The sequence below is a fragment of the Variovorax paradoxus genome, from assembly GCA_016806145.1.
In the GTDB taxonomy this organism is placed as follows: domain Bacteria; phylum Pseudomonadota; class Gammaproteobacteria; order Burkholderiales; family Burkholderiaceae_C; genus Variovorax.
Map to the genome: position 1 here is coordinate 4,804,734 of CP063166.1, position 12,160 is coordinate 4,816,893.

Consider the following 12,160-nt stretch of genomic DNA (forward strand, 5'->3'; position numbering starts at 1 on the left):
GGCGCTTCAACAACCGTTGCGTCCAGGCTCACGTCGATGGGGTACTCCCCGCAGCGAAATAAAGGAGGAGCCCGAAGGGCGGGGGACATTCGCGGAGGGGAGTACCCCATCGGCGTGAGCCCGTCCCCGCCGTAAACGAAGACAGCTCCGACACACCCGTGCGAGCCCCAGCCATCCGCACCACCGGCGCACCCCGCCCGGCCCATTTCGGTGCACACATCTTGCATACCAGTTGGCACGGAAGCTGCTGGTATGCAGGCACATGGCCACCTCCGCTTCCGAAATCAGTGCGCGCATCGTCGAAGCGGTGATGGCGCAGAAGCTCGCGCCGGGTTCGCGCCTGGGCGAGCAGCAGCTCGCGATGCTGTTCGACTGCAGCCGCACCATCGTGCGCGAGGCGCTCACGCGGCTGGCGGCGCGCGGCATCGTCACCGTGAGCGCGCGGCGCGGCTGGTTCGTGATCGAGCCCTCGCAGGACGAGGCGCGCGAGGCCTTCGAGGCACGGCGCGTGATCGAGCTCGGCCTCATTCGCAGCGCGGGCAGCGCAGGCAAGCTCCAAAAGAGCGCGCTGCGCCAGCTGAAGACGCACCTGCAGCGCGAGAAAGCCGCGCTCAAGGAAAGCGACGTCGGCAACCGCAGCTTCCTGCTCGGCGACTTCCACGTCTGCCTGGCCGAATGCCTGGGCAACACGCTGCTGGCCGACACGCTGCGCGACTACACGGCGCGCACCACGCTGATCGCCATGCTCTACCAATCCACGCACGACGCGGTGCAGTCCTGCGAGGACCACGTGCAGATCGTCGCGGCGCTCGAGCGCGGCGACCATGCCGCCGCCGAGGCCCTGATGGCCGAGCACATCGGCACGGTGCAGTCGGCCCTGCGCGTGCAGGCACCCGCCGATCCGCTGGCCCAGCTGCGCGATGCGCTGGCGCCGCTCCAGAACACGGCCACCACGCCTGCCCCCAGGAGCAAGCGCCGAAAGCCCGGCGCGGCCCCCGATCCCGACTCTTCGACTTACCTAGGAGCCCTGCTATGACCTTCCTCGCATCCAAACGCCGCGTCGCTCTCGCGCTCGCCTCCCTCGCCCTGCTGGCCTCGGCCGGCGGTGCCCACGCCCAGAACGCGCTCGACAACGTGCTCAAGGCCAAGACCATCAAGATCGCCGTGCCCACCGACTACCCGCCCTACGGCTCGGTCGACAAGAACATGAAGCCGCAGGGCCTCGACGTCGAGATGGCCGAGCTCATCGGCGCCAAGCTCGGCGTGAAGGTCGAGCTGGTGCCCGTGACCAGCGCCAACCGCATCCCCTACCTGCAGACCAGGAAGGCCGACCTCGTGATCTCCACGCTCGGCAAGAACGCGGAGCGCGAGAAGGTGATCGAGTTCTCGTCGGCCTATGCCCCCTTCTTCCAGGCCGTCTACGCCGCCAAGAGCATGAAGCTCGCGAGCTTCGCCGACATGGCCGGCAAGACCGTGGCCGTGACGCGCGGCGCGATGGAGGACCAGGAACTCAACAAGGTGGCGCCGCCGAACGTCGACTACCGCCGCTTCGAGGACAACAACGCGACCATCGCGGCCTTCGTCGCGGGCCAGACCCAGACCCTCGCGACCAGCGCGGCCGTCGCCGGCGACATGCTCGCCAAGAACCCGAAGGTCAGCGCCGAGTTCAAGCTGCTGCTGAAAGACAGCCCCTGCTTCGTCGGCATCGCCAAGGGCGAGACCGCGCTCAAGACCAAGGTCAACGAGATCATCGCGACGGCCAAGAAGGACGGCACGCTCGACGCCCTGTCGAAGAAGTGGCTCGGCAAGGCCGCCGGCGACCTGCCGGTCTGATCGGACGGCGCGGCCATGGGCATCGAATTCGACTTTGGCGCCGTGCTCGCCGAATGGCCGCTGCTGCTGCGCGGCATCGCGTGGACCATCGGCCTCACCGCCGTGGGCACCGTGCTGGGCATGATCGTCGGCACCTTCTGCGCCTGGGCGCGCGCCGACGGCCCGCGCTGGCTGCGCGCCATCGTGGGCACCTACGTGGAGCTGATCCGCAACACGCCCTTCATCGTGCAGCTGTTCTTCATCTTCTTCGGGCTGCCGGCCGCGGGCGTCAAGCTCTCGCCGGAAGTGGCTTCGGTGATCGCGATGGTGCTGAACCTCGGCGCCTATTCCACCGAGATCATCCGCGCCGGCATCGAGGCCACGCCCAAGGGCCAGATCGAGGCCGCCGTGAGCCTGGCGCTGAGCCGCTCGCAGGTGTTCCTGCGCGTGGTCCTGCCGCCGGCGCTCAAGAAGGTGTGGCCCGCGATGGTGAGCCAGATCGTCATCGTGATGCTGGGCTCGGCCGTGTGCGGGCAGATCTCGACCGAGGAGCTGAGCTACGCGGCCAACCTGATCCAGAGCCGCAACTTCCGCGCCTTCGAGGCCTTCATCGTCGCCACGCTGATCTACCTCGCTCTCTCGGTGGCGCTGCGGCGGCTGCTCGACTGGGCCGGTCCCCGCTTCTTCTTCGGCCGCTGAATCGCCATGACCGATTTCTCCCTCTGGGACATCCTGCGCAACCTGCTGCTGGCGCTGCGCTGGACCGTCGTGCTCTCGCTCATCGCCTTCGTCGGCGGCGGCATCGTCGGCGCGCTGCTGCTGTTCCTGCGCCTGCGCGGCGGCCGGGCCGTCGGCAAGGCCGTGGGCCTCTACGTTCAGCTGTTCCAGGGCACGCCGCTGCTGATGCAGCTGTTCCTGGCCTACTTCGGCATCGCCCTGTTCGGCATCGACGTGTCGGCCTGGACCGCGGCCAGCGTGGCGCTCACGCTCTACACCAGCGCCTTCCTCACCGAGATCTGGCGCGGCTGCGTGGCCTCGATCCCGAAGGGGCAATGGGAAGCCTCTGGCAGCCTCGCGCTGAGCTTCGGCGAGCAGTTGCGCCACGTGATCCTGCCGCAGGCCGTGAGGATCGCGATCGCGCCCACCGTGGGCTTCCTGGTGCAGGTCATCAAGGGCACGGCGCTGGCCTCGGTCATCGGCTTCGTCGAACTCACCAAGGCCGGCAGCATGATCTCCAACGCCACCTTCCAGCCCTTCGTGGTGTTCAGCTGCGTGGCCCTGCTCTATTTCGTGCTGTGCTTTCCCGTGAGCCTGTACGCCAAGACCCTCGAGAGGAAAACCCATGGCCGCCGTGCTTGAACCGCAACAACAACCCGCCGTCGCGGTGGGCTCGCCGATCGTGCGCATCACCGCGCTGCGCAAGTCCTACGGCAGCAACGAGGTGCTCAAGGGCATCGACCTCGACGTCAAGCGCGGCGAGGTGATCGCCATCATTGGCAAGAGCGGCTCGGGCAAGAGCACGCTGCTGCGCTGCATCAACGGCCTCGAGGTGTTCCAGGAGGGCTCGCTCACCGTCGACGGCAAGCCGCTGCTGCACGAGAGCGCGATGGCGATGCGCGAGCTGCGCCAGCGCGTGGGCATGATCTTCCAGGGCTTCAACCTGTTCCCGCACCTCACGGTCGGCAAGAACGTGATGCTCGCGCCCACGCTGGTGAAGAGGCGCTCGTCGCTCGAGGCCGCCTCGCAGGCGCGCAAGCTGCTCACGCGCGTGGGCCTGGCCGAGAAGTTCGACGCCATGCCCGACCAGCTCTCGGGCGGCCAACAGCAGCGCGTGGCGATCGCGCGCGCGCTGGCCATGGAACCGGGCGTGCTGCTGTGCGACGAGATCACCTCGGCGCTCGACCCCGAACTGGTGGGCGAAGTGCTGCGCGTGGTGGAGTCGCTGGCCGACGAAGGCATGACGCTGCTGATGGTCACGCACGAGATGAACTTCGCGCGCAAGGTGGCCGACCGCGTGATCTTCATGCACCAGGGCCGCGTGCACGAGATGGGAGCGCCCGCCGAGCTGTTCGCGAATCCGCGCACGCCGGAGCTGCGGCAGTTCCTCTCGTCGCTGCACGACTGAAGCGCCCGGCCGTGGGCTATGCTCGGCCCATGGCCTGCCCGCGCATCATCGCGTCGATCATTCGCACCATTTTGAAGATGGTGGGTTGACGCGCGGTTCCTCGAGTTCATGCCATGCAACCCGCCCCAGAAGGCGGGTTTTTCGTTTTCGGGGGCGCTTCTTCCAAGCCCACCACCCTCCGGAGAAAACGAAATGACAGCGACCCCCTCCACCCCCGTGCTGCACATGGTCTGCGGCAAGATCGGCGCCGGCAAGTCCACGCTCGCGCGCCGGCTCGCCGCGGCGCCCGCCACCGTGCTGGTGAGCGAGGACGCCTGGCTCGCGGCGCTCTACCCGGGCGAGATCCGCGAACTGCCCGACTACGTGCGCTGCGCGGGCCGCCTGAAGCAGGCCATCGAAGGCCACCTGGCGGCGCTGCTCGCGGCCGGCGTGTCGGTGGTGCTCGACTTCCCGGCCAACACGGTCGCGAACCGGCGCTGGATGCGCGGCCTCTTCGAAGCCGCCGGCGCCGCGCACGTGCTGCACCTGCTCGAGCTGCCCGACGCGGTCTGCAAGCAGCGCCTGCGAGTGCGCAACGCGAGCGGCACGCACCCCTTCGAGACCAGCGAGGCGCAGTTCGACCTGATCGGCAGCCATTTCGTCGCGCCGACGCCCGAGGAAGGCTTCGAAGTGAAGCGGCACGCCTGAGCGAGCCGGGCCGCTATGCTTCGCAGCCCATGCTGATCGAACCCGCCCGCCCCGAGGAAGCCCCCACCGTCGTCGCCGTGCTGCATGAGGCTGCCCGATGGCTGGTCGAAGAAGGCCGCCCGCTGTGGTCGGGCCCGGAGATCGCGCCCGCGCGCATCGAGCGCGACTGCACGGCCGGCGGCTACTTCATCGCGCGCATCGATGGCCAGGTGGCCGGCGTGGTCCGGCTCGACCTCGAGGATCCGTATTTCTGGCCCGAGATCGAGGCCGGCAGCTCGCTCTACGTGCACAAGCTCGCGGTGCGCCGAGGCTTCGCGGGGCAAGGCGTGTCGAACGCCTTGCTGGTGTTCGCGCGCGAACGGGCGACGGCGCTTGGGCTGCGCCACCTGCGGCTCGACTGCGTGGCCGACCGCGCGCCGCTGCGCGGCCTCTACGAGCGCTTCGGCTTCGCGCTGCACAGCGAGATCCGCAACGACTTCGGCGCCTTCGCGCGCTACGAGTTGCCGCTGGGCTGAGTTCGGCTGTCGCCCGTACGTCCCCACGCCGGTCACGTCCTGCAACCAAACCGGCGCGAACTTGCGCACCTGTGGCAAGCTCCCACCGCCATGCCAAGCCACCGCCGCTCCATGCTCCCCTCCCCGACCCGCCGCCGCGCGCTGGGCGCCCTGCTCGGCGCCGCAGCGCTCCAGGCGCCGTTCGCCGCCTTCGCGGGCTTCAACTTCTTCACCAGCGAATACACCGCCAGCCGCGACGAGCTGCAGGCGCAGATCGCGCGCCGCTTCCCGGTGGCCGAGCGCTATGCCGAGCTGTTCACGGTCGGGCTGCGCGATCCGCAGCTGGGCCTGGACGCGGCCACCAACCGCGCCGCGATCACCGCCACGCTGACCATCGCGAGCCCGCTGCTCGGCGGCGGGCCGGTGCAGGGCACGGTGGCGGTCAGCAGCGCGCTCAGGTACGACGCCGCCACGCGCGCGCTGCGGCTCGACCAGCCCAAGGCCGAGCGCATCGAGCTGCAGGGCCTGGACGGGCGCGACGCCGAGCGGCTGCGGCGCGTGGGCGCGCTGGTCGCGCAGGAACTGCTGCAGGGCCAGCCGCTGCGCACCTTCAAGCCCGAGGAACTCACCGTCGGGCGCAAGACTTACGAGATCGGCGACATCACCGTGCTCGCCGACGGCATCAAGGTACAGCTCAAATGACACATCGCAGACGCACGCTCCTGCTCGCCCTGGGCGCCACGGCCGCGCTCGCCGCGGGCTGCAACAGCTTCGCGCCCACGCCGCGCACGCGCTTCGACCTCGAGGCCCACCGCGGCGGCCGCGGCCTCGCGCCCGAGAACACGCTGGCGGCCTTCGCCAACGCCATCGACCTCGGCGTGACCACGCTCGAGCTCGACATCGGCCTGAGCGCCGACGGCGTGGTGGTGGTGTCGCACGACACGGCCCTCAACCCCGACCACACGCGCGATGCCGCCGGCCAGTGGCTCGCGCTCGCGAACGGCCGCAGCGGACCCACGATCCGTTCGCTCACGCTGGCACAACTGCAGGCCTACGACGTGGGCCGGCTCAATCCCTCGAGCAGCTACGGCCGCCAGTTCGCGCTGCAGCAGCCGCGCGATGGCGAACGCATCCCCACGCTCGAGGCGGTGTTCGACCTGGTGCGCGCGCGCGGCCCGGCCGCGGCCACCGTGCGCTTCAACATCGAGACCAAGGTCGATCCGACCAAGCCCGACGAGACCGCCGCGCCCGAGCCCATGGTGCGCGCGCTGCTGGCCGTCATCGACAAGGCGCAAATGGCCGATCGCGTGACCGTGCAGAGCTTCGACTGGCGCACGCTGGCGCTGGTGGGCCAGCTGGCGCCCGCGATGTCGCGCGCCTACCTGAGCACGCCGCGCACGCTGAAGGACAAGCGCTGGACCGCCGGGCTCGATGCCGCGGGCTTCGGCTCCACGCCGCGGCTCGTGAAGGCCGCGGCCGGCACCAGTGGCGGTCCGCTCGTCTGGTCGCCGGCCTTCGCCGACCTCAACGCGGCGCAGGTGAAGGAAGCGCAGGGCCTCGGCATGAAGGTGCTGCCCTGGACCGTGAACCAGCGCGCCGACATGATCCGGCTGATGGACCTGGGCGTGGACGGCATCATCACCGACTACCCCGACGTGCTGCGCGACCTGGTGCGCGAACGCGGCCTGCCGCTGCCGCCCTCGGGAAGGAACGCCTCGTGAGCGCCGCGCTGCAACAGCTCGACGCCATCGCCGGGCAGATCGACGCGCTGCGCCGCCAGGGCGGCGGCCCCGCCGGCTCGCTGTCGGACGAGGCGCGCGGCAGCGCCGCGCTGCTGGCCGCCCTGCCGCCGCGCTACGGCGAGGTGCTGCTGAACCTGCTCGACCGGCTCGAATCGAGCGCGCTGTTCAGCGAGGAAAGCTGCTCGTTCAGCCAGAAGGATCTGCTCGACAACCTGAGCCTGTGGGTGGACAAGGCCCGCGCGCAGCTCGGCGGCTGAGGCACGCGGTTTATCATCGGCCCTCCATGCGCACCCTGTTCCTCGCCCTCATGATCGCCCTGCTGCCGATTCGCGGCTGGCTCGGCGACGCGATGGCGATCGAGATGGTGCGGCACGCGATGCCCGCGGCCGAGGCCGTCGCCGGCGCCGCTCAGGCGGCCACCGAGGCCCACTGCCACGAGGCCGGCGACATGGCCATGACGGCCATGGACAACGCCGCGCACGCCGACCACGCGATGGCCGACACCCACGGCGACGGCAGCGACAGCGACCACGCCAGCCACCAGGGCTGCGGCACCTGCACCGCCTGCCAGGTCTGCCACTCGGTGGCGCTCGGCGGCACCGAACTCAGGGGCATCGCGCACGATGCCCCCCAGGCCGCGCCCGCGGCCCCGGCGGCTCGCTTCGCGAGCACCGAGCCCTTCCTGGGCTTGAAGCCGCCCATTTCCTGATCTCCCTGCCCGTAGTCCGTCCGCGGTGAGCCCTTGCCGGCTCGCGGCGTCGATCGTATTGCTCATGGAGATCGAGCGTGAACCCTATCGTCCGCCGGCAGATGGCTGGCCCCATTCCCTTTCGCTGTCGAACAGCTGACGCGCTGCCGCGGCGCGCCCTTGCATTCGCCAGTGCCCTGTTCCTGGCCGGCTGCGCCAGCCTCTCGCCCGACGGCGGCACGGCCGACGTGCAGGCCCTGGTCGCGGGCAATCCCCTGATGGCGGGCCAGCCGGCCCAGCGCATGCCCGACGAGGCCTCGCGCAAAAGCGTCGATGCGCTGCTCGCCAGGCCGCTCGACGCCGAGGCCGCCGTGCGCATCGCGCTGGTCAACGGCCCGCGCGTGCAGGACGCCTTCGCCACCCTGCAGCTGAGCGACGCCGACCGCGTGCAGGCCGCGAGCCTGCCGAACCCGGTGCTCTCGTTCAGCCGGCTGGCGCAGGGCCGCGAGCGCGAGCTCGAGCGCATGCTGAGCTTCAACGTGATCGGCCTGGTCACGCTGCCGTGGCAGGCACGCTGGGCCGGTCAACGCCACGAGGCCGCCAAGCTGCAGGCCGCGCAGAGCGTGCTGCTGCTGGCCGCCGACACGCGCCGCGCCTGGGTGCGCGCGGTGGCGGCGCAGCAGAGCGTGGCCTACCTGCGCGATGCCAGGGAGGCGGCCGAGGCCGGCGCCGAACTCGCGCACCGCATGGCCCAGGTCGGCAACTGGAGCGCGCTGCAACGCACGCGCGAACAGCTGCTGCTGGCCGATGCCGCGGCGCAGCTCGCGCGTGCCGAGCAGGCCGCCGTGGCCTCGCGCGAACAGCTCACGCGGCTGCTAGGCCTGGCGGGCGAACGCACCGCCTACACCCTGCCCGACCGCCTGCCGCCGCTGCCGCAGGCCGCGCCCGAGCTCGGCGACGTGCAGGCGCGCGCGCTGCGCGACCGGCTCGACGTGCGCTCGGCGCGGGCGCAGAACACGGCCGTGGCCGATTCGCTGGGCCTCGTGCATGCCACGCGCGTCATCAACGCGCTGGAGCTCGGCGTGGTGCGCAACACCACCTTCGAGAACGATGCCGACCGTTCGCGCGCCACGCAGCGCGGCTTCGAGCTCGACCTGCCGCTGCCGCTGTTCGACTGGGGCCAGGCACGCGCCGGCCGCGCCGAGGCGCAGTACATGCAGTCGGCCGCGCGCGTGCGCGACGTGGGCGTGCTGGCCGCGAGCGAAGCGCGCGAGGCCTGGCGCGGCTGGAACACGGCCTATGGCCTGGCGCGGCGCTACCGCGACGAGGTGCTGCCGCTGCGCAGGCAGGTCAACGACGAGATGGTGCTGCGCTACAACGGCATGCTCGCGAGCGTGTGGGAACTGCTCGCCGAGACGCGCGCGAGCATGCTCGCGGTGAACGCCGGCATCGAGGCGCAGCGCGACTTCTGGCTGGCCGACACCGATCTGCAACTGGTGCTCACGGGCAGCTCGCCCGGCGGCATGACGGCGCTGCAGACCGCGGCCGCCAGCGACGCCCCCGCGGCGGGAGGACATTGAGATGAACCGCCGCAACTTCTTCGCGGGCGCCGCCACGGCCGTGGCCGCCACCACCGTCAGCCGCGTCTCGATGGCCGCGCTGCCCGAGCCCGTCTCGCAGAGCTCCACCGCCACGGCAGCGCCACTGGTGCCGCCCAACGGCCGGCCCTACAACCCCGTCGTCACGCTCAACGGCTGGACCCTGCCCTGGCGCATGAACGCCGGCGTCAAGGAATTCCATCTGGTCGCTGAGCCCGTGGTGCGCGAGATGGCGCCGGGCTTCAAGGTCAACATGTGGGGCTACAACGGCCAGTCGCCCGGGCCGACCATCGAGGTGGTCGAGGGCGACCGACTGCGCATCTACGTGACCAACCGGCTGCCCGAGCACACCACCGTGCACTGGCACGGCCAGCGCCTGCCCAACGGCATGGACGGCGTGGGCGGCATCACGCAGCCGCAGATCCCGCCGGGCAAGACCTTCGTCTACGAGTTCACCGCGCGCCGCCCCGGCACCTTCATGTACCACCCGCATGCCGACGAGATGGTGCAGATGGCGATGGGGATGATGGGCTTCTGGGTCACGCATCCGAAGGCCGATCACCCGCTGATCGAGAAGGTCGATCGCGACTTCTGCTTCCTGCTCGGCAGCTTCGACGTGGAGCCCGGCAGCGCCACGCCCAAGGTCAGCACCATGACCGACTTCAACCTCTGGAGCTTCAACAGCCGCGTGTTCCCGGCCATCGACACGCTCAACGTGCGCCGCGGCGACCGCGTGCGCATCCGCGTGGGCAATCTCACGATGACCAACCATCCGGTGCACATCCACGGCCACGAGTTCGAGGTGACCGGCACCGACGGCGGCCCCGTGCCGCGCACCGCGCGCTGGCCCGAGGTATCGGTCGACGTGGCGGTGGGCCAGATGCGGCAGATCGAGTTCATCGCCGACGAGGAAGGCGACTGGGCGCTGCACTGCCACAAGGCGCACCACACCATGGGGCCGATGGGCCACGAGGTGCCGACCATGATCGGCGTGGACCACAAGGGCGTGGCCGAGAAGATCAGGAAGCTGGTGCCCGACTACATGGTGATGGGCGACAAGGGCATGGCCGACATGGGCGAGATGGAGATGCCCATTCCCGACAACACGGTGCCGATGATGACGGGCACCGGTCCCTTCGGTTCGGCCGAGATGGGCGGCATGTTCACGCTGCTCAAGGTGCGGCGCGACCAGAAGCCCGGCGACTACCGCGACCCGGGCTGGTTCAGGCATCCGCCGGGCACGGTCGCGCGCGAAGTGCCGAACGCCAACGTGCCGCCGGCCCCGCGCGCGAAGGCACCGGCCCCGTCGGCCGCCGAGCCCGATGCCAGCGTGCGCAAGCCCTCAGGCCATGGCGCGCACCAGCACTGAGTTCGCTCATCCCCTTTCGATTTTTTCGGAGTTCCATCCATGAACAAGACACTCAAGCTCGCCGCCGCCGGCCTCACGCTCGCGGCCTTCGCCACCGCCTCGCTGGCGCACGAGAACCACGTCGCCAAGCCCAAAGGCGCGGCCGAACTCGCGCCCGAGCAGAAGCCCTGGGGCATCGTCGGCAAGCCCGGCGCCGTGAAACGCACCATCGACATCGCGATGGCCGACGACATGACCTTCACGCCCTCGGTGATCGAGGTGCGCGAAGGCGACACGCTGCGCCTGCGCCTGAAGAACAAGGGCCGTGACCTGCACGAACTCGTGCTTGGCACCACGGCCGAGATCGAGGCCCACGCGGCCATGATGAAGAAATTCCCCGGCATGGAGCACGACGAGCCCTGGATGGCGCACGTGCCGCCGGGTCGGACCGGCGAGCTGGTCTGGACCTTCAACCGCGCCGGCGACTTCGACTTCGCCTGCCTGGTGAAGGACCACTACGAACTCGGCATGGCCGGCCGCGTGCGCGTGCTGCCCGCCGCCGGCAAATCCTGAAACCGCGAAAGGAACTCCCATGCAAAGAAGACGACTGATGCTGGCCCTGGCGTCCACCGCCGCCCTGCCGTTCACCGCGCGCGCCGCGGCGCCGATGGTCGAGATCTGGAAGGACCCGAACTGCGGCTGCTGCCAGGACTGGGTCAAGCACCTCAACAAGAACGGCTTCGCCACGCGCGTGCACGACGAAGGCAACGCGGCCGCGCGCAAGCGCCTGGGCCTGCCCGAGAAGCTGGGCTCGTGCCACACGGGCCAGGTCGGCGGCTACGCCATCGAGGGCCACGTGCCCGCGCGCGAGATCCAGCGCCTGCTCAAGGAGAAACCCAGGGCCGTGGGCCTCGCCGTGCCCGGCATGCCGGTCGGCTCGCCGGGCATGGACGGTCCGGCCTATGGCGACCAGCGCGATCCCTACGACGTGCTGCTGGTGCTGGCCGATGGCGGCACGCGCGTGTTCCAGAGCTACCGATGAATCCTCCGATCCCCTTGCAAGAAAACCCGATCACCATGAAGAAGCTGTTCACCGCCCTCAGCGCCACCCTGTTCGCCGCCCTTGCCTTCGCACAGACGGCCCTGCCGCCCGTCGAGGGCGAGGTCCGCAAGATCGACACCGAAGCGAACAAGATCACCTTGCGCCACGGCGACATCCCCAACCTCGAGATGACCGGCATGACCATGGTCTTCCGCGTGAAGGACCCGGCGCTGCTCACGCAGGTGAAGCCCGGCGACAAGGTGCAGTTCACGGCCGACAAGGTCGATGGGGCGCTCACGGTGCTGTCGATCGCACCTGCGAACTGAGGGCCATGAGACCTTTCGTCGGCGCCTGGAAAATGCAGCGTTGATCCACTCTTCGGGAGATCGAGATGAAAAGCCCCGGCACGCAACGCGCTTTGCCCTGTGCGATGGAGCGCATCGAATCACCCGAAGAACTACGGCATGGCACGGAAGGCAACGCCGAGTCGTCAGAGCTGAGTCCCCTTGAACAGCAAGAGATCGTGCGCCTTCTCGCAGCGCATCGCGCCGACCCAGGTGCAGTGATCTCTTGGGATGAGGTCAAGACCCTCTTGAAGACCTGACCCTCGGCAGTCGTCTTCGG

17 protein-coding genes are annotated in these 12,160 nt (G+C 69.9%); all 17 read left to right on the top strand.

All coding sequences use genetic code 11. From position 1 onward, the window contains the following. Positions 1-262 precede the first annotated feature (262 nt). Complete coding sequence (locus tag INQ48_22470; protein ID QRF56117.1) at positions 263-1,036, top strand: GntR family transcriptional regulator; 774 nt, start codon at positions 263-265, stop codon at positions 1,034-1,036. Further along, the gene (locus tag INQ48_22475; protein QRF56118.1) at positions 1,033-1,833 is read left to right on the top strand and encodes a transporter substrate-binding domain-containing protein; all 801 of its coding nucleotides are present in this window, start codon (positions 1,033-1,035) and stop codon (positions 1,831-1,833) included. The genes INQ48_22470 and INQ48_22475 overlap by 4 nt, the downstream gene beginning before the upstream one ends. A 15-nt stretch (positions 1,834-1,848) precedes the next feature. Continuing rightward, a complete protein-coding gene (locus INQ48_22480; GenBank protein ID QRF56119.1) occupies positions 1,849-2,511 on the top strand; it encodes an amino acid ABC transporter permease in 663 nt (220 codons plus the stop codon). Between the two features lie 6 nt (positions 2,512-2,517). Continuing rightward, on the top strand, positions 2,518-3,171 hold the full coding sequence (locus INQ48_22485; GenBank protein QRF56120.1) for an amino acid ABC transporter permease: 654 nt from the start codon (positions 2,518-2,520) through the stop codon (positions 3,169-3,171). Positions 3,172-3,208: 37 nt separating this feature from the next. Next, entirely contained in the window at positions 3,209-3,937 is a 729-nt protein-coding gene (locus tag INQ48_22490; protein ID QRF60844.1) for an amino acid ABC transporter ATP-binding protein, read from the top strand. Positions 3,938-4,129: 192 nt separating this feature from the next. Continuing rightward, on the top strand, positions 4,130-4,624 hold the full coding sequence (locus INQ48_22495; protein QRF56121.1) for an ATP-binding protein: 495 nt from the start codon (positions 4,130-4,132) through the stop codon (positions 4,622-4,624). A 29-nt stretch (positions 4,625-4,653) separates the two neighbouring features. Beyond that, positions 4,654-5,139 carry a GNAT family N-acetyltransferase gene (locus INQ48_22500; GenBank protein QRF56122.1) on the top strand — a complete coding sequence of 162 codons (486 nt, stop codon included), beginning with the start codon at positions 4,654-4,656 and terminating at the stop codon, positions 5,137-5,139. 111 nt (positions 5,140-5,250) lie between these two features. Beyond that, on the top strand, positions 5,251-5,820 hold the full coding sequence (locus tag INQ48_22505; GenBank protein QRF56123.1) for a DUF1439 domain-containing protein: 570 nt from the start codon (positions 5,251-5,253) through the stop codon (positions 5,818-5,820). Then, positions 5,817-6,839, top strand: coding sequence for a glycerophosphodiester phosphodiesterase (locus tag INQ48_22510; GenBank protein ID QRF56124.1), 1,023 nt, complete (start codon positions 5,817-5,819; stop codon positions 6,837-6,839). Before INQ48_22505 ends, INQ48_22510 begins: the two co-directional genes overlap by 4 nt. Then, complete coding sequence (locus INQ48_22515) at positions 6,836-7,117, top strand: hypothetical protein (GenBank protein ID QRF56125.1); 282 nt, start codon at positions 6,836-6,838, stop codon at positions 7,115-7,117. Before INQ48_22510 ends, INQ48_22515 begins: the two co-directional genes overlap by 4 nt. A gap of 26 nt (positions 7,118-7,143) precedes the next feature. Further along, positions 7,144-7,569: a hypothetical protein gene (locus INQ48_22520; protein ID QRF56126.1), complete on the top strand. Its 426-nt coding sequence runs from the start codon at positions 7,144-7,146 to the stop codon at positions 7,567-7,569. 101 nt (positions 7,570-7,670) lie between these two features. Next, the gene (locus INQ48_22525) at positions 7,671-9,128 is read left to right on the top strand and encodes a TolC family protein (GenBank protein ID QRF60845.1); all 1,458 of its coding nucleotides are present in this window, start codon (positions 7,671-7,673) and stop codon (positions 9,126-9,128) included. A 1-nt stretch (position 9,129) separates the two neighbouring features. Beyond that, positions 9,130-10,515 carry a copper oxidase gene (locus INQ48_22530; protein ID QRF56127.1) on the top strand — a complete coding sequence of 462 codons (1,386 nt, stop codon included), beginning with the start codon at positions 9,130-9,132 and terminating at the stop codon, positions 10,513-10,515. Between the two features lie 39 nt (positions 10,516-10,554). Continuing rightward, positions 10,555-11,067 (top strand): cupredoxin family protein, encoded by a 513-nt coding sequence (locus INQ48_22535; protein ID QRF56128.1) that lies wholly within the window; start codon positions 10,555-10,557, stop codon positions 11,065-11,067. Positions 11,068-11,086: 19 nt separating this feature from the next. Then, positions 11,087-11,536, top strand: a complete 450-nt coding sequence (locus INQ48_22540; protein ID QRF56129.1) for a DUF411 domain-containing protein — start codon at positions 11,087-11,089, stop codon at positions 11,534-11,536. A 35-nt stretch (positions 11,537-11,571) separates the two neighbouring features. Then, on the top strand, positions 11,572-11,862 hold the full coding sequence (locus tag INQ48_22545) for a copper-binding protein (GenBank protein QRF60846.1): 291 nt from the start codon (positions 11,572-11,574) through the stop codon (positions 11,860-11,862). 65 nt (positions 11,863-11,927) lie between these two features. After that, complete coding sequence (locus INQ48_22550) at positions 11,928-12,140, top strand: addiction module protein (protein ID QRF56130.1); 213 nt, start codon at positions 11,928-11,930, stop codon at positions 12,138-12,140. Positions 12,141-12,160 lie beyond the last annotated feature (20 nt).